Genomic DNA, 15,292 nt, shown 5'->3' with positions numbered 1-15,292 from the left:
GGCCCACCCCCCGAGTTAACCTTGACTTGCGCACCACTGATCGTGACACCCCCCGCGTCAATCTTCACAAAGCTCCCGCCAGCCTTGGCCGTCAGCTCCATGCCACCCTCAACCACAACCTTTTCCCCAGCGTTGTAGTGAATCTCCTGACCCGCCTCAACAAACTGCGCCGTCCCCACCTTCACATGCTGAGTCACGGCAACCGTCAGGTGATCATTAGCCCGGGTCTCCGTCTTGCGATCCAGATGGGTAATCCGATGTTCTTCAACCTTGAACTCACTGAAAACATTGGCCTCAACGGTGTCGTGGCGCTCATTGCCGATGCGGATCTTCTGGTCATGCTCAATGTTTTCATCCCAATCGCGCTGGGCATGCAGGTAGATCTGTTCCGCGCCTTTCTTGTCTTCAATCCGAAACTCGTTGTAACCATTGCCGCCCGGAGAGCTCAGGGTCTTGAAGGTGCTGCGGGTCTTGTTCGCCGGCAGGTCGTACGGGACGATGTTTTCCTTGTGGTACAGGCAGCCGGTGATCAGCGGTTGGTCGGGGTCGCCTTCCATAAACGACACCAGTACTTCCATGCCGATGCGCGGGATGGCGATGCCGCCGTAGGCGTTGCCGGCCCAGCCGGTGGCGACGCGTAGCCAGCAACTGGTGTTGTCGTCGGCCTGGCCTTCGCGATCCCAGTGGAACTGGACTTTGACGCGACCGTATTGGTCGGTGTGGATTTCTTCGCCCTTGGGGCCGGTGACAATGGCGGTCTGACTGCCCAGGACTTTGGGTTTCGGGTGTTCGAGGGCAGGGCGGAAGTGCGCGTCCCACGGGGTGGCGAGGAAGCGGTTGCGGTAGCCCTGATGGAAATCGTCTTTGTTCTGGGTGACGTCGCTGGTGACGTTTGCACCGAGCACTTGCGGCTGTTTGCCTTCGTGCACCACTTCCAGCAGCAGCCAGAGGTCGTTCCACTCGGCGCGCGGGTGTTCGCTCAGGGCCAGGAAGTGGCCGCTGACCAGGGTTGGCTCGTCGCCTTTGCCTTCGGCAAGTTTGTAGTCGCTGCGATGGCGTTCCAGGGCGCGGGTTGCCAGTTGCTTGCCGCGTTCGCGGTCGGTGAAGCGGCCGGGGTAGTCGTAGTCTTCCAGGTCCGGGGCGAATTCGCTTTTGGCGGCGCCTTCGGGAAGGATGCGTGGTTTCTCGAAGTCGTAGTCGCGGCGGCTGACGCGGGTGGTGCGGGTTTCCAGGCGCAGGTTGAAGCGCTTGATCACCGGTTTCTCGGCGGCCATGCCGGAGTCTTGCTGGTAGGCCACGGGCGCGAGTTTGCGGAACACCGTCTGGTCATCGCCGAACACCAGTTTGTGGCCGCTGGCACTGTGCTGAAAGTGGAAGTGAATGCCTTCTTCTTCGCACAGGCGCTGGATGAAATGCAGGTCGGATTCGTCGTACTGCACGCAGTAATCGCGTTCCGGGTAGATCGCGCCGAGCTGGAAGCTGTAGGCGTCGGCCAGAATGCCGCGCGCTTCGAGGACCTGCGCGATGATCTTCGGCACACTTAAATGCTGGAAAATCTGCTGGTCATGGTTGTGGCGCAGGTAGGCGAGTTGCGGCACCAGGCTGATGCTGTAACGGGTCAGGCTTTTGCCGGAGTCGCCTTGCTCGATGCGATACACCAAGCCGTGGATGATGCCTTTGCCGGTGGCGCCGAAGGTCAGGCAGCCGGGCTTGTGCAGCAACTCTTCGAGATTCAGGTCGGGGCGCGCGCTGACCAGTTCGATGTCGAAGCAGAACGGCTGATTGAGGGTTTCGCGACCGACGAAGCTGAGTACCTGAAGGTCAACGGAAACGCCTTCCAGCGTCAGGGAAATATGGGTTGCGTTCGCGTCCAGCATGCCTTTAATTCCGTCCTTTGAATAAGCTGGGGCGGATGGTGCAGGATTAAAGCGCCTCGTTCAAGGAAACGAGCCGTCATTTACCGACTAAAGTCGTCTGTAGCCAGTAACAGCCTTCTGCTCTTATTGCCGCTCACCCCCGTGTTCTTATCCTCGTTCTCCAGTCAATCGACTCCAGCGTCGGAAGATTAGCGGTGTAAGTGACACCGCCTTCGCGAGCAAGCCCGCTCCCACATTCGACCGCGATCCAATGTGGGAGCGGGCTTGCTCGCGAAGAGGCCATCAGCCTCAGCGAAGATCCAACTGATGGCGATACGGCAAATCCGGCCCGGTCTTGCTGCAGGTCAGCGCCGCGGCTTGTACTGCAAATTTGAGCATGGCGTCGATCTGCTCGCGGCCGAGCGATTGCACGCCCTCAACCGAATCCAGCTGCTGCTCCGTCAGCCAGGTAATCAGCGCTGCCTGGAACGTATCGCCAGCGCCCACGGTGTCGGCGATTTTCACTGAACTCGCCGGTACCGACCAGGAGCCATGCAGACGGCTGAATACCGCCGCCCCCTCGCCACCACGGGTCAGAAACACCAACTGACAGCGATGCTGCAGCCAGCCTTCAATTACCCGTTGCGGATCCTGTTCGGGGTACAACAGGCTCAAATCCTCATCGCTGACTTTGATCAGGTCGGCCAGCTCAACCAAGGTGGCAATTCGCGAGCGCCACAGGTCGATATTCGGCTCAGGATTGAGCCGCACGTTGGGGTCAAGGCTAATCAAGCGTTTACCGCTTTCCCGCTGTACCAATGCCAACAGCGTGTCGGCAATCGGTTGCACCACCAGCGAAAAAGAGCCGATGTGCAAGCCGCGCACCTCAGGTCCCAGTTCCGGCAGATGCTCGGTTTTCAGCTGACGATCCGCGCAGCCTTCACCCCGGAAACTGTAATGAGGTGAACCATTGGCACCGACGGCAACCATTGCCAGGGTCGTAGGTGCGGCGAAATCCACCAGGTAATCCGGGCGCACGCCTTCATCCTGCAACACCTGCTGCAAGCGCCGGCCGAGGTAGTCGGTGGACAGGCCGGCAAACAGCGCCGCGTCCACGCCCAAACGGCGCAAACCCACCGCCACGTTGAACGGCGAGCCGCCGGCAATCGCCTTGAAATTCACTTTTGAAGCCAGGCCGCTGGCGTCGTCTTCACTGAAGAAATCGAACAGCGCTTCGCCACACACCAGGTACATAGTTATTCACTCTTCAAAGGGTTGCGACATGCTGTTGATAGCGTTCGTAGGCCTGCTGACAGGCCACCACATTGTCTGCGATCGGCAAGGTTTCGCTGGCTGGATCGAGTTTCACGCAACGCTCGCAAAGGTCCGCGAGGCTGTCTTCATGCCCGTTTGCCCAGGACTTGCACCACGCCGCCTGAATCGCGGCGCCGAGGGCCGCGGCTTCGCTTTGTTCGGTGCAGATCACCGGCGTGTTCATGATGTCAGCGACGATCTGCCGCCACACCGGGCTTTTCGAGCCGCCGCCGATCAGGCAGATGCTGCGGCTTTGTAAGCCATTCTGGCGCAGCAGGTCCAGTCCATAACGCAAACCGAAGGTCGTGCCTTCGACCACCGCGCGGCACAGGTTGGCCTGAGTCAGGTTGCTCATCGTCAGCCCCAACAGACTGCCGGTCGCATGGGGCAGGGGGGGGACGCGCTCGCCGTTGAGGAACGGCAGCATGCACACACCTTCGGCACCGATGGGTGCTTGCGCGACGAGGCCGTTGAACTGTTCGATATCCAGCTCGAACAACTCGCGAATCACCCCGGTCGCGTTGGTCAGGTTCATGGTGCAGATCAACGGCAGCCAGCCACCGCTGGAGGAGCAGAACGTTGCGACGCAAGCGTCCGGACTGACCTTCGGTTGATCCGCATAGGCGTACACCGTCCCCGATGAACCGAGACTCATGGTGATAGCGCCGGGCTTGATGTTGCCGGTGCCGATGGCGCCCATCATGTTGTCGCCCCCGCCGCTGGACACCAGCGCCTGCGGGTTGATGCCCAGGTGTTCGGCGATGCTCGGCAGGATCGTGCCGACGGCTCGGTGGGCGTCGATCAGCTCGGGCAGTGCGGCTTGCAGTCGCCCGGTGGCATCGATGTCACGCAGCAACTGCAAATCCCACTGGCGGCTGCGCACATTGAAGTAACCGGTGCCCGAGGCGTCGCCGTACTCGCTGCAACTGCGCCCGGTGAGCCAATAGTTGAGGTAGTCGTGGGGCAGCAGGATGCGCGCGATGCGAGCGAAAATCTGTGGATGTTGTTCTTTGGTCCAGAGCAGTTTTGAGACGGTGTAGCCCGGCGCGATCACAACGCCGAGGCGTTCCAGGGAGCCTTTTTCACCACCCAGATGGGCAAGCAGACGGTCGTTTTCCGGGGTGGATTCGGTGTCACACCAGAGTTTGGCCGGACGCAGCACCTGGCCCTGATCGTCGAGCAGCACCAACCCGTGTTGCTGGCCGGAAACGCCGATGCCGAGGATGTCCTGGCCGTCGACCTTGGCCGCGAGCAAAGCACGGCGGGTGGCCAGCGCGAAGGCCTCCAGCCATTGCGAGGTGTCTTGCTCGCGGCGGCCGTTGGCGCCACTGATCAGGCTGTGCGCGGCGGCACCCTGGCCCAGCACCTGACCGCTGACGGCGTCGAGGATGATGGCTTTGGTGCCTTGGGTGCCGCAGTCGATGCCGAGGAATAGTTGTTGGTTTGCCATGGGCGGTCCTGCTGGTTTGTAACGTTAATCTGAAAACCACCCCTCACCCCAGCCCTCTCCCCAGAGGGGAGAGGGGGAAAGGGGGCCGATCTTTATGCTGTTCAAAATCTGAATTCGGCTCGGTATTTTCAGGTCGCAATATTTCTCGCAAACACCTCGGTCAGTCCCCTCTACCCCCTGGGGAGAGGGCTAGGGTGAGGGGTGGTTCCCTCTGACACTCAACCAATCTAGGCCAATACCCGCTCAAGGGTTTTTGTCACCCCAACATCCCGCAAGCTGTTACAGCACCATTCAAACGCCGCCACAAACTCGGGCGAATGCGGAATCGCCGTACCAAAAATCTCCTCAACCTCCAACAAGCGCTGCGTGATCAACGCATCATCCGCCACCAATGCCTGACAAAACGCCGCCCGCGGATCAGGAATGCTGTAGGTATCGCCATTCTCATCCACGCCCTTCAAATACAACGCCCAAGCCGCTACTACTAATGCCGTCCGCTTGGTCTCCTGCCCATCAGCAATCAAGCGATTGATCGTCGGCACCGTGAACTTGGGAAACTTCGACGAACCGTCCGAACACACGCGCTCCAGCTGATCGGCAATCGCCTGGTTGGAGAAGCGCGCCTCCAGCGTGTTCTTGTACTCGGTCAGGTCAATCCCCGGCACGGGCGACAGTTGCGGGGTCACGTCCAGGTCCATGTAGGCACGCATGTAGCGCACGAACAGCGGATCGTTCATGGTTTCGTGAACGAAGCGGTAACCCTTCAAAAAACCCAGATAAGTGAGCGCCAGGTGACTGCCGTTGAGCAGTTTGATCTTCATCTCTTCATAAGGCGTGACGTCGTCGGTGAACTGCACGCCGACCTTTTCCCAGGCCGGACGACCGTTGACGAACTTGTCCTCCAGCACCCATTGCACGAAGGGTTCGCAGACCACCGGCCAGGCATCGTCGATAGCGTGTTTATCGTGCAATTGCAGCTTGTGTTCGGTGCTGGTCATCGGCGTGATGCGGTCGACCATCGCGTTCGGAAAACTGACATTGCTGGCGATCCAGTCCCGCAGATCGGCATCGCGCAGGGCGGCGAAAGCCAGTAACGCTTTTCGAGTGACCGCGCCGTTGTGCGGCAGGTTATCGCAGGACATCAAGGTGAATGCGGGCGTGCCGGTTGCACGCCGTTTGGCCAACGCGGCGCAGAGATAACCGAACACGGTTTTCGGTGCGCTCGGGTGTGCCAGGTCGTGCTGGATTTGCGGCAGCTGGGCCATGAACTCGCCGTTGCTGTCGTCGATGCAGTAGCCGCCTTCAGTAATGGTCAGCGAAACGATACGGATCTCGGGGCTGGCGAGTTTGTCGATCAGCGCTTGCGCGCCGTCTTCGGCCAGCAGCATGTCGCGAATCGCGCCAATCACCCGAACTTCGGTGTCGTCGGTATCACCGAGTTCGAACAGGGTGAAGAGGAAATCCTGTTCTTTGAGATCGTCCCGGGCGCGGCGGTCTTCGGCGCGCAGGCCGACGCCGCAAATCGCCCAGTCCAGACCTTCGCCGGTATTCATCAACGCGTCGGTGTAATACGCCTGATGGGCGCGGTGGAAACCGCCGACGCCAATGTGCGCGATGCCTTGACGCGTGTCGCTCAGGGCGTAGGCGGGCAGGACCACCTCGGGAGCGAGGCGATTGAGGTTCTGTTTGTTCAGTTTCATCACATGCACTCTAAAATCAGGCCGCAGCGCGCAACGGGCGGGTCAGCGCCACGCCGTCGGCATCGAATAAATGGCAGTGTTCGGCGTCCAGGTGCAGGCTCAGCGACTCGCCATAACGGCTGGCCAGATCGCCGCGAACACGCATGGTCAAGGCTTCGCCGGACGAGGTCACCACGTGGCAGAAGGTGTCGCTGCCCAGGCGTTCGCTGACGTCGGCGGTGACCTGCAAGGTGCAGTCGCCGGTTTGCGCGAGATTCAGGTGTTCCGGGCGAATGCCCAGGGTCACCGCACCACCGACGCTCAGGTTGGCGCCGCTCAGCGGCAACGTGATGCGGGTGCCGGCGTTCAGCAGCACTTCGCAGCTCTGGCTTTCGACGCGGGTGACTTTGCCCTTGAGGAAGCCCATTTTTGGGGTGCCCAGGAACCCGGCGACAAACAGGTTGGCCGGCTGGTGATACAGATCAAGTGGCGAGCCGACTTGTTCGACTTTGCCGCCATTGAGTACGACAACCTTGTCGGCCATGGTCATGGCTTCGACCTGATCGTGGGTCACGTAGATCATCGTGGCTTGCAGTTCTTTGTGCAGTCGCAACAGTTCCAGGCGCATCTGAACGCGCAGGGCGGCGTCGAGGTTGGACAGTGGCTCGTCGAACAGGAAGATCTTCGGATTGCGCACTATGGCGCGGCCGATGGCCACGCGCTGACGCTGTCCGCCGGACAACTGTTTCGGTTTACGTTCGAGCATCGGCCCGAGTTCGAGGATGCGTGCCGCTTCACCGACTTTCTTCTCGACTTCGGCTTTCGGTACGCCGGCCAGGTCGAGGGCAAACGACATGTTTTTGCGCACGCTCATGTGCGGGTACAGGGCGTAGGTCTGGAACACCATCGCCAGGTCGCGCTTGGCGGGACTGACTTCGGTGATGTCGCGGCCATCGAGTTCGATGGTGCCGCCGCTGACTTCTTCCAGGCCGGCAATCAGGCGCAGCAGGGTGGATTTGCCGCAGCCCGACGGACCGACGAACACCACGAACTCGCGGTCGTTCACTTCCAGGTCGATGCCTTTGATGATGGAAAAGCCTTCGAAGCCTTTTTGCAGATTCTTGATTTTCAGGTTGGCCATGGTGGCGCTCCTTTTGTGCTTATTCTTTGAGGGCTATTTCACGGCGCCGAACGACAGGCCGCGGACCAATTGTTTCTGGCTGATCCAGCCGAAGATCAGGATCGGCGCGCAGGCCAGGGTCGACACCGCCGACAACTTGGCCCAGAACAGACCTTCGGGACTTGAGTAGGAGGCAATCAATGCGGTCAACGGTGCGGCTTTCGACGAGGTCAGGTTCAAGGACCAGAACGCCTCGTTCCAGCACAGGATCAGCGACAGCAACACCGTGGACGCCAGCCCGCCCTTGGCAATCGGCAGCAGCACCCGGACCATTTCCTGCCACAGCGTGGCACCGTCGAGGCGCGCGGCTTCGAGGATGTCTTTGGGGATGTCTTTGAAGTAGGTGTAAATCATCCAGACCACGATCGGCAGGTTGATCAGCGTGTAGATCACGATCAGTGCGATCCGCGTGTCCAGCAGGCCGAAGCTCTTGGCCAGCAGGTAGATCGGCATCAGCACGCCCACCGGCGGCAGCATCTTGGTGGAGAGCATCCACAGCAGCGTGCCTTTGGTGCGCTGGGTTTCGTAGAACGCCATCGAGTACGCCGCCGGCACCGCGATCAGCAGGCACAGAGCCGTAGCGCTGAAGGAAATCACCACCGAGTTCCAGGCGAAGCTGAAGTAGTCGCTGCGCTCGTTGATGTGCAGGTAGTTCTCCAGCGTGGGCGTGAAGATGAACTGCGGCGGCGTGGCGAACGCATCGATTTCGGTTTTGAAACTGGTCATCACCATCCAGAAGATCGGGAAGAAGATCAGGATCGCGATGGCCCAGGCCAAGGTGCCGAGCAGCAGGCTTTGCAGACGGCGGGATTGTTGAAGGGTCATGGCGCAGGCCTCAGGCTTTGTCTGTCAGGTTTTTGCCGATCATGCGCACCAGCACGATGGCTGCGATGTTGGCGATCACCACCGCGATCAAGCCACCGGCGGACGCCATGCCGACGTCGAACTGCACCAGCGCCTGGTTGTAGATCAGGTAGGCGAGGTTGGTCGAGGCGTAGCCGGGGCCGCCGTTGGTGGTGGTGAAGATTTCGGCGAACACCGAGAGCAGGAAGATAGTTTCGATCATCACCACTACGGCAATCGGTCGTGCCAGGTGCGGCAGGGTCAGGTGCCAGAAAATCGCAATCGGCCCGGCACCGTCGAGGCGCGCGGCTTCTTTCTGTTCCTGGTCGAGGGACTGCATGGCGGTCATCAGGATCAGGATCGCGAAGGGCAGCCATTGCCAGGACACAATGATGATGATCGACAGCAGCGGGTAGTGCGCCAGCCAGTCCACCGGCTGCGCGCCGAACAACTTCCAGACGTAGGCGAGAATCCCCGACACCGGATGGAAAATCAGGTTCTTCCAGATCAGCGCACCGACGGTGGGCATGATGAAGAACGGCGAAATCAACATCACCCGCACGATGCCGCGACCGAGAAACTCACTGGCCTCCAGCAGCGCACTGATCAACACGCCGAACACCACGCTGATCAGCAGCACGCTGCCGACCAGCAACAAGGTGTTGGTAGCGCCGGGCAGGAAACCCGAGTCGCTGAGGAAGTAGCTGAAGTTCTCCAGCCCGACGAACTCGTTTTCACCGGGATAGAGCAGGTTGTAGCGGATCAGCGAGAAGTAAACGGTCATGCCCAGCGGCACGATCATCCACAGCAGCAACAATGCCACCGAGGGGCTGACCAGAAACCAGCCGGGGTTGGCCAACCGGCTTTTACGCACCGGTTGGGGAATGTCCATGTGAGCTTTGGCAGTTGAAATATTCATGGCGATAGAACCGATAATGAACAGACAAATGAAGATCCAGTGTGGGAGCGGGCTTGTGTGGCGAGGGAGCCCGCTCCCACATGGGTTGCGCGGGTTACTTGGGGTAACCGGCGCGCTTCATTTCACGTTCGGTGGTTGACTGGGCAGCGGTCAGGGCCTGGTCGACCGTGGTCTGGCCGATCAGCGCTGCCGAGAACAATTTGCCGACCTGGGTTCCCACGGCCTGGAATTCAGGAATGGTCACCAACTGGATGCCGATGTACGGCACGGGCTTGAGAGTCGGCTTGCTCGGGTCCGCGGCTTTCAGGGATTCAAGGGTCACTTTGGCGAACGGCGCAGCCTTCATGTACTCATCGCTGTACGTCGAAGCGCGAGTACCTGGCGGTACGTTGGCAATGCCGTCTTTCTCGGCAACCAAAGCGCCATATTCCTTGGAAGTGGCCCAGGCGCTGAAGGTTTTCGCGGCGTCCTTGGCCTTGGAACTGGTCGGAGTTGCCAGCGCCCAGGAATACAACCAGGCCGAGCCTTTGTCCGTGGTTTCGTGCGGAGCGTAGGTGAAGCCGACGTGGTCGCTGACCTTGCTTTGGGTTTTGTCGGTGACGAAGGAACCGGCGACGCTGGCATCGACCCAGATCGCGCACTTGCCGCTGTTGAACAGCGCCAGGTTTTCGTTGAAGCCGTTGCTCGACGCACCCGGCGGGCCGGATCTTTTCATGGTGTCGACGTAGAAGTTCAGCGCGTTTTTCCACTCGGGGCCGATGAATTCCGGTTTCCACTGCTCATCGAACCAGCGCGCACCATAGGCATTGGCGACGGTGGTGATCAGCGCCATGTTCTCGCCCCAGCCGGCCTTGCCGCGCAGGCAAATGCCGTACTGTTCTTTATCCTTATTGGTGAGTTTGCTGGCGAAGTCGCTGATCTGGGTCCAGGTCGGGTGCTCGGGCATGGTCAACCCGGCCTCCTTGAACAGATCGGTGCGGTAATAGGTGATGGAGCTTTCGGCGTAGAAGGGCAAGGCATACAGCGAACCCTTGACCGACAGGCCTTCACGCACCGATGGGAACACGTCGTCGAGGGCGTAACTGGCCGGCAAGTCCTTCATCGGCTCCAGCCAACCTTTGGCGCCCCAGAGTGCGGCTTCGTACATGCCAATGGTCAGTACATCGAACTGTCCGCCCTGAGTGGCGATGTCGGTGGTCAGGCGTTGGCGCAGGACATTTTCTTCCAGCACCACCCAATTGAGCTTGATGTCCGGATGCTCGGCCTCGAAGGTTTTCGAGAGTTTTTGCATGCGGATCATGTCGCTGTTGTTGACGGTGGCGATGGTCAGGGTCTGGGCGCCGAGGCTGACGCTGCTGAGGGTCATGCAGGTGAGGGCAAGCAGAGCTTTTACAGAAGGTTGCATCGTGCACTCCTTTTCTGCACCCGACGGGTTACAGAAGGACAGTTATTGTTTTTGTGTCTTCCGACGGCAGGAAGAATGTGCACTGATTACAGCCTTCAATTGATGACGTGACAAATCATCCATCGCACTTGGATCGATACTATTTTGCACTGAGGTTTGGAGGGAGAGGTGCAGGGAACGGCTTTTTAGCGGTTAGACCCTATGGATTCCGTACAGGTTTTCGGGCTCCAAGATCAAAAGATCGCAGGCTTCGCCAGCTCCTACATTCGAATGCGATCCCCTGTAGGAGCTGGCGAAGCCTGCGATCTTTTGATCTTTCTTTACCCGAGATTTTGCTCGGTCAGCCGTTGCACCGCCAACCGCCGGTAGTGCGACGGCGTCATGCCCTTGAGTTGCTGAAACCGCCGATTGAAGTTGGAAATATTGTTGAAGCCCGACTCGAAACACACGTCGGTTACCGGTTTGTTGCCATCGGCCAGCAGCTCGCAGGATTTGCTGATGCGCAGGCGATTGACGAACTCGATGAAGCAGCGGCCAGTGGCTTGCTTGAACACTCGGCTGAAATAAGTCGACTTCATGCCCAAGTGCTCGGCGACTTCTTCCAGCGGCAGTTCCCGAGCGTAATGCGCAAAGATGTAATCCACCGCCCGGTTGGTGCGATCGATATTGTGCTCGTCGGCCAATTGCGGCGTCGTGGCCCCGGACAGCAACTGATAGTCGTCAGAAGCCGCCAGCAACTCCAACAGAATGAAAAAGTGTCCGAGGCGCGTCACGCCTTGGGTATCGGCGATGCGCTGCATCAAGGTCATGGCCTGGCGGATGGTGCGCTTGCAGCGAAACTCGATGCCGTACTGGGCGCGCTCCAACAGCGGCGCCAGCGTTTTGAGCTCGGCAAACACCAAGTGGCCGCTGTCGAATAACTCATCCGTGAAGTTGACCAGCATGTCGCGCTTGGGCACCACTTCGTCTTCGGCCACCTGGCTGATCCAGTTGTGGGGCAGGTTGGGGCCGGTGAGGAATAGCGATTCTGGATAGAAGTTACCGATGTAGTCGCCGATGAACACTTTGCCGGAGCTGGCGACGATCAGGTGCAGTTCGTATTCCTTGTGAAAATGCCAACGCACCAACGGGCAAGGAAAACCGTGCTGGCGGTAGATGATGGACAACCCGTTGTGGTCGTCCATCAGTTCGTAGGAGGGGTCTGTCACGCGGGCTGTTCGGGTCATGTCAGGGCGCTTTTCTTGTTATCGCTGTCGGATCATGCCTCTTTTGGCGCCTGCTGTGCCAGCCTGCCACGACTTTCGCTTAGGCCCGCTGGTGCAACCTGTCTCCGTAAATCGCTTTCATGCTGGTGGCGCTCCAGCAGTAGCGGACAATATCCGCCTCGTCAAAAAAATCTGTGCTGATAATACTGCAACGGGTGACCCAGTCGCGGGTGGTGTGGAACCAGTCGTTGATTTGGTTTTTGATGTGCTGCGGGCCACCCAACAGCGAATAGCACGTCGCCGGCAAAGACCAGAGAAATGTATCGTAAGGCGCCCCCACAAGGGTGGTCTGGATATGCGATTGCAGATCGCTGGTGTCGGTGAATACCTTGCCGTTCCATTTGTGAGGTATATACGGCCAGAAATACTCACGGTCCAGCCCGGGCTTCGTCTGCGCTGCCATGACAATGCGGCGCTGCGAGCTGGCGCGCTTGAGCTGTTCCACGGTACTGAGCGCATCCGAAGGACGGATCAAGCGCGAACCCAGGCTGCGCATCAGAAAATCATTGAATTGTTGGTAGTCGAAAGGCTTCGCTGCATCCCCTAACTGGTGGAAGTCGAGGACGATGAATTCGTCCGGGTTTCGGTCGAGGAATGTCGTCACCGCGTCGATCAGTTCATCAAAAATGCGGTGAGACTGATAGCCGTTGTGATGGAAGTAGAACACCGGTACTACCGGGCCGGCGGTACAGCCAAGCCGGATATCGAACGCCCGTGCACCGTTGGCCAGTTGCCAGGCAAATGAGTCGTTCTGGCACGTCGTCCAGTTGCCGAGCACCACCTCATAGTTTGGCGCTTTTTTGTCCATGCCGGCGTTGTGCGTGCCGGGCCAGACGATGTCGGTCAGCCTCAATCGGCCGATTTCCAGTGCGTTGCTCATCCATTTCTGTTTGTCGAGTGCGGTTGCTGTATTGCGGGTCATGACAGTTCCTTGTCGTTGATTCGCCCCATCCGTGGGGAGAAGAAGTTCATGTGTCGGATGTCATGACCCAGCATAGAAGTACGTGGCAGTATTGCCAGCGTCGGAAACACTTACACAAGAATAGCTATTTGATGGCGCGGAAATTGTTAATTTCGCTTGCTCGCTTTCGCCAGGTTTACAGTTCGGCAATAAGAGACAATGTTGGACTCTTCAATGAAATCGACATTGATGATGTTGCACTTTGACGCCCAGTCGCTTTTCTTCGGATCGAACCAGGAATTAAGCTCGTCATGGATATCCACGGGGCCACCGAGAGCGCTGTAACTGGTGGCGGAAAGCGACCACGGTTCCCATGTGCCCGGCGGGTATTTCAGCACATTAATAATGTGCTTTTCCAACTCCGCGGTATTGGTGATGCCGCTGCCAGACCATTTGTGCCCGATCTGCTCGTGAAATACATTTTGATCAAGCGCTCTGTTCCAAGGGGCCGCGACCAAAATTCTTTGCCTGGAGCTGATTTGTTTGAGTTGACGAAGACTCAGAGACCGGTTTTTGGTGGGGATAATGCGATCGCCGACGAGGAGCTCCATCAAGGTGTTGAAGTAAGCGAAATCAAACTGATCCCCCTTCAGTTCATGAAAGTCCAAGATAATGAATTCGTTGGGGTTCTCATCAAGGAATATTTCTACGTCGAATAGAAGGTTCCCCACGGTACGACCATTACGGTAACCGTTGTGATGAATGCAGTATTTTCCGGGTCCCAGCGCGTTGGCGTCGTACATTAAACGGATATCGAGCGCACGAGAACCGTGATTCAGTTGGGCATAAAACGATTCGTGCTGACAGGCCAGCCAGTGCGCGCCTGGAATCAGCGGCCAGGATGCTTTCCAATCGCTGCCCGCGTTATGAGTGCCTGGCAGCGTCAATTCGCAGAGCGACAATGTATCAATTGCCGGAGTAGCGCCCATCCAGTTGTTAAGTGTGTAATTATTCTGAACAAAGTTGTCCATTTAATGCGTCCTTGCATTGATTTATTGAGGAGTGGGTAGTTGGGCCGAACTTAACTGATCAAGTTAAGTTCGGTTGGGTATTTATAGAGGTGGTATTAGGCTTGGTCAATAACAGTGATAATGCAAAATGTTTGTTATTGGCGTAAGTGTTATAACGGATTTCGATTCTTCGCTTCAATCCATTGCGCCATGTATTGCGTACTTTTATGGTGGTGATGGCGCAACATGCTTCCCGTAAAGTTATCGCTTCTAAGTTGAGCCAGGTGTTGTTGGCAATACAACAACTTTTCGATCAGCGCCGGACCATGTTCCGATTGTCGATAACGATCGGCCAGCAATGTCTTCCCTTGGGATTGGGCGTCCGTCCACAGAGCCTCGTCCTTGTACAGCTGAACCGCGCAATCGGCGAACGCCTGTGCTGTGCGGGTCACAGCCCCCGGCCAGAGATGTTCGCCATGCATCGCTTCTGCGCCGATTGGCGTTGTGATCGTGGGCGTGCCACACAACATGGCGTCGACAATTTTGCCTTTGATGCCGGCACCGAAGCGTAGGGGGGCCAGGCAAATCCGTGCGCCAGACATGACTTTTAATGCATCTTCCGCCCAGTTCATTACATGAAAACCCTGGCCGGGGTTGTGCAACGCAGTCGCTTTGGGCGGTGTGTAAGCACCGTAAACGTGCAATTGAACCGTTGGCAGTTGTTGGCGGATCAGCGGCCAGATAGTGGTTTTCATCCAGAGCACCGCATCCCAGTTGGGCGCATGACGGAAGTTGCCGATGCTGAGAAAGTGCGCGCGGTTTTCAAAAGAAACCGGTGGCTCGCTCAGTAGATCGACCATCAGCGGGCACCAATGCAGCAAGTGGTGCGGCAGCTTGAATTGCTCGACCAGCAACTCGATCTCCACTTCGGAAACCATCAGATTCAAGTCGCAACGATAAATCGCTGCGATTTCCCGTTTAGCCAGATCGGTCTCGGCCATGAATTCGAACTCCTCACGTAACGCCGGCGCGAACAGTTCATTGAAGTCATTGGCGTCGTCACTAACCTTCAAGCGCTCCTTGAGGCGTTGATGGCGGGCATCTCGCAGGCTTTGCAGGTCGGAGGTTTCAAGCACGCGCAAGGCGTCGGGGCAGTGTTTCTCGACGCGCCAGCCGAACTGTTCTTCCATCATGAACCGATCGAACAGAACGATATCCGGGGCCAGTTCGCTGATGAACGTGTCGAAACTGCTGTTGTTCAATTCGATCGGGACTTCGCGAATACCCAAGACCGTCAGGTCTGCCCGGTGTTCACCGGTGCCGGCGGGGCTACTGAAAGTAATGTCCCAGCCTTGCTGCAAGAAGGTCTCGAGAATTTGCATCATGTGCCCGCCGGCCGCCGAAGAGCGGGGCTCGGGCCAGACGTAACCAATGACCAGGACTTTGGTGGAGGAGGGCTGACTCATGGGG

General features: G+C 58.3%; 12 protein-coding genes. All 12 read right to left on the bottom strand.

Annotation, left to right across the window (positions count from 1 at the left end; translation table 11 throughout):
• Positions 1-1,877: type VI secretion system tip protein VgrG (locus KGB23_RS10780; RefSeq protein WP_223431079.1), on the bottom strand; the 1,877-nt coding region annotated here is incomplete at its 3' end.
• 288 nt (positions 1,878-2,165) lie between these two features.
• Positions 2,166-3,110 (bottom strand): carbohydrate kinase family protein, encoded by a 945-nt coding sequence (locus KGB23_RS10775; RefSeq protein ID WP_223431078.1) that lies wholly within the window; start codon positions 3,108-3,110, stop codon positions 2,166-2,168.
• Positions 3,111-3,123: 13 nt separating this feature from the next.
• Positions 3,124-4,620, bottom strand: a complete 1,497-nt coding sequence (xylB, locus tag KGB23_RS10770) for a xylulokinase (RefSeq protein ID WP_223431077.1) — start codon at positions 4,618-4,620, stop codon at positions 3,124-3,126.
• 227 nt (positions 4,621-4,847) lie between these two features.
• Complete coding sequence (locus KGB23_RS10765) at positions 4,848-6,320, bottom strand: mannitol dehydrogenase family protein (RefSeq protein ID WP_223431076.1); 1,473 nt, start codon at positions 6,318-6,320, stop codon at positions 4,848-4,850.
• 16 nt (positions 6,321-6,336) lie between these two features.
• Positions 6,337-7,440: an ABC transporter ATP-binding protein gene (locus KGB23_RS10760; protein ID WP_095129878.1), complete on the bottom strand. Its 1,104-nt coding sequence runs from the start codon at positions 7,438-7,440 to the stop codon at positions 6,337-6,339.
• Positions 7,441-7,473: 33 nt separating this feature from the next.
• Complete coding sequence (locus KGB23_RS10755) at positions 7,474-8,304, bottom strand: carbohydrate ABC transporter permease (RefSeq protein WP_046047128.1); 831 nt, start codon at positions 8,302-8,304, stop codon at positions 7,474-7,476.
• A gap of 10 nt (positions 8,305-8,314) precedes the next feature.
• Positions 8,315-9,241: a carbohydrate ABC transporter permease gene (locus KGB23_RS10750; RefSeq protein ID WP_046055095.1), complete on the bottom strand. Its 927-nt coding sequence runs from the start codon at positions 9,239-9,241 to the stop codon at positions 8,315-8,317.
• A gap of 94 nt (positions 9,242-9,335) precedes the next feature.
• Positions 9,336-10,646, bottom strand: coding sequence for an ABC transporter substrate-binding protein (locus tag KGB23_RS10745; protein WP_223431075.1), 1,311 nt, complete (start codon positions 10,644-10,646; stop codon positions 9,336-9,338).
• A gap of 320 nt (positions 10,647-10,966) precedes the next feature.
• On the bottom strand, positions 10,967-11,872 hold the full coding sequence (locus KGB23_RS10740; protein WP_223431074.1) for an AraC family transcriptional regulator: 906 nt from the start codon (positions 11,870-11,872) through the stop codon (positions 10,967-10,969).
• 79 nt (positions 11,873-11,951) lie between these two features.
• Complete coding sequence (locus KGB23_RS10735) at positions 11,952-12,833, bottom strand: phospholipase (RefSeq protein WP_223431073.1); 882 nt, start codon at positions 12,831-12,833, stop codon at positions 11,952-11,954.
• 146 nt (positions 12,834-12,979) lie between these two features.
• Positions 12,980-13,843, bottom strand: a complete 864-nt coding sequence (locus tag KGB23_RS10730) for a phospholipase (protein ID WP_223431072.1) — start codon at positions 13,841-13,843, stop codon at positions 12,980-12,982.
• Positions 13,844-13,992: 149 nt separating this feature from the next.
• The gene (locus KGB23_RS10725; protein WP_223431071.1) at positions 13,993-15,288 is read right to left on the bottom strand and encodes a glycosyltransferase; all 1,296 of its coding nucleotides are present in this window, start codon (positions 15,286-15,288) and stop codon (positions 13,993-13,995) included.
• Positions 15,289-15,292: the final 4 nt, after the last annotated feature.

Source organism: Pseudomonas sp. GL-B-26 (assembly GCF_019947405.1).
In the GTDB taxonomy this organism is placed as follows: domain Bacteria; phylum Pseudomonadota; class Gammaproteobacteria; order Pseudomonadales; family Pseudomonadaceae; genus Aquipseudomonas.
This window is presented reverse-complemented; position numbering and strand designations above follow the sequence as displayed.

What these genes read in the sequence shown, in the direction of transcription:
- KGB23_RS10775 (WP_223431078.1), bottom strand. Translation starts at nt 3,110, where the DNA reads ATGTACCTGGTGTGTGGCGAAGCGCTGTTCGATTTCTTCAGTGAAGAC.
- xylB (WP_223431077.1), bottom strand. Translation starts at nt 4,620, where the DNA reads ATGGCAAACCAACAACTATTCCTCGGCATCGACTGCGGCACCCAAGGC.
- KGB23_RS10765 (WP_223431076.1), bottom strand. Translation starts at nt 6,320, where the DNA reads ATGAAACTGAACAAACAGAACCTCAATCGCCTCGCTCCCGAGGTGGTC.
- KGB23_RS10760 (WP_095129878.1), bottom strand. Translation starts at nt 7,440, where the DNA reads ATGGCCAACCTGAAAATCAAGAATCTGCAAAAAGGCTTCGAAGGCTTT.
- KGB23_RS10755 (WP_046047128.1), bottom strand. Translation starts at nt 8,304, where the DNA reads ATGACCCTTCAACAATCCCGCCGTCTGCAAAGCCTGCTGCTCGGCACC.
- KGB23_RS10750 (WP_046055095.1), bottom strand. Translation starts at nt 9,241, where the DNA reads ATGAATATTTCAACTGCCAAAGCTCACATGGACATTCCCCAACCGGTG.
- KGB23_RS10745 (WP_223431075.1), bottom strand. Translation starts at nt 10,646, where the DNA reads ATGCAACCTTCTGTAAAAGCTCTGCTTGCCCTCACCTGCATGACCCTC.
- KGB23_RS10740 (WP_223431074.1), bottom strand. Translation starts at nt 11,872, where the DNA reads ATGACCCGAACAGCCCGCGTGACAGACCCCTCCTACGAACTGATGGAC.
- KGB23_RS10735 (WP_223431073.1), bottom strand. Translation starts at nt 12,833, where the DNA reads ATGACCCGCAATACAGCAACCGCACTCGACAAACAGAAATGGATGAGC.
- KGB23_RS10730 (WP_223431072.1), bottom strand. Translation starts at nt 13,843, where the DNA reads ATGGACAACTTTGTTCAGAATAATTACACACTTAACAACTGGATGGGC.
- KGB23_RS10725 (WP_223431071.1), bottom strand. Translation starts at nt 15,288, where the DNA reads ATGAGTCAGCCCTCCTCCACCAAAGTCCTGGTCATTGGTTACGTCTGG.